This window comes from Pseudescherichia vulneris (assembly GCF_902164725.1).
Taxonomy (GTDB): Bacteria; Pseudomonadota; Gammaproteobacteria; order Enterobacterales; family Enterobacteriaceae; genus Pseudescherichia; species Pseudescherichia vulneris.
The window spans coordinates 2,482,178-2,483,383 of sequence record NZ_LR607338.1 but is presented as its reverse complement, the minus strand read 5'-3'; the positions used below and the strand labels follow the sequence as shown (position 1 = coordinate 2,483,383).

Sequence of the window (1,206 nt, the reverse complement as noted above, 5' to 3'; positions counted from 1 at the left end):
TACGCCCCCGGTGTTTCGTTACCTAAAAGACGAATTGCCAGGCCTGTTGGGCAGACGAATCAAGTGGAACTTTACAAAGTTCATGATTGGACGCGACGGCAGACCGCTCAAGCGCTTTGCGCCGTTCACCACGCCAGAGAAACTGGAACCCGTCATCGTTGCTGCACTGGAAAATTAAGCTTTTCATCAATACAAGCACTCTATTTTTTAAGCCTTTTGATTCTCTTCTCAACCCCAAAAGACACCAAGTTTAGTAGGGGATGTTGCCTTTTCATAAAGCCAGGTAGACAGTTTGAGGATCTTCTTCAGATTAAGGGGCTATCCGAATGTTCAGCATGACGCGATTGATTAAGTATTGGTGTCTTTTTGCATCGATCTACACGAGTCTCGCTTTAGGGCAAATTATTAGCGACAACTATTTTTGTGGCTCGTCAATCCCGTGGCTCGTCATGGTTTGTCTAGGCTGCGTAATGACCTGGAAGATAGAGAAGATCATCAAAGCATTGTCATAACGGCTCGATGTAAGAGAAGAATAGGTATGTAGTTAATACGGCTTTTAGGCAACGTATATCAAGCCTGCCACAAATTTTAGTGGCTGACTCAATTAACGTGTTCAGATAGGATGGCTTATGTCTTTTCGCCGTCCAAGCAGATTAAAAGGAAAAGTGATGACTGCGGCCCTGATTATCATCGATATGCAAAAATTTGTTATAGACAGAGTCAATAATGGCATTGAAATGTATCCTGATAATGCCATTCATAACATGGAGAGCATATTAAACAAATTCCGCTGCGCTGGGAGTCCTGTTATTCATATTCGCCATCACACGCGTGAAGAGGGATCGTTATTGCATCCCACCTCCCCCCTCGCTCAAGTCATAGAAGGATTTGAAGAGGAGCAAGGTGAACCCGTATTGATTAAAAACACCTCTTCGGCCTTCAGCTCAACCGATCTCTTTTCTCACCTGAAAAGCCACCATATTGATGAGTGCGTTGTTATTGGTGCCGTGGCGGGTTTTTGTGTGAATTCTACCGTCAGGGCTGGCGCAGATTTAGGTTTAAAAATGACGGTGGTAAAGGATGCGGTAATCAGCTTTGCGCTTGAAGAGTTAAACCTTGAAGCCAAAACTATTTTCGATGTGACGCTTGGTCTCCTTGCGGCTGACTTTGCAAAAATAGTTACCACAAAAGAGATGATTTAACTTA

General features: G+C 43.9%; 1 protein-coding gene and 1 pseudogene. Both read left to right on the top strand.

The window, feature by feature from the left end; genetic code table 11:
• A pseudogene (locus tag FN633_RS18520) lies at positions 1 to 178 on the top strand (glutathione peroxidase); the annotation flags it as partial.
• Between the two features lie 451 nt (positions 179 to 629).
• The gene (locus tag FN633_RS10605) at positions 630 to 1,202 is read left to right on the top strand and encodes a cysteine hydrolase family protein (protein WP_243731500.1); all 573 of its coding nucleotides are present in this window, start codon (positions 630 to 632) and stop codon (positions 1,200 to 1,202) included.
• Positions 1,203 to 1,206: the final 4 nt, after the last annotated feature.

Excerpts from the sequence above, each read along its gene's own strand:
- FN633_RS10605 (WP_243731500.1), top strand. The coding sequence starts at position 630 with ATGTCTTTTCGCCGTCCAAGCAGATTAAAAGGAAAAGTGATGACTGCG.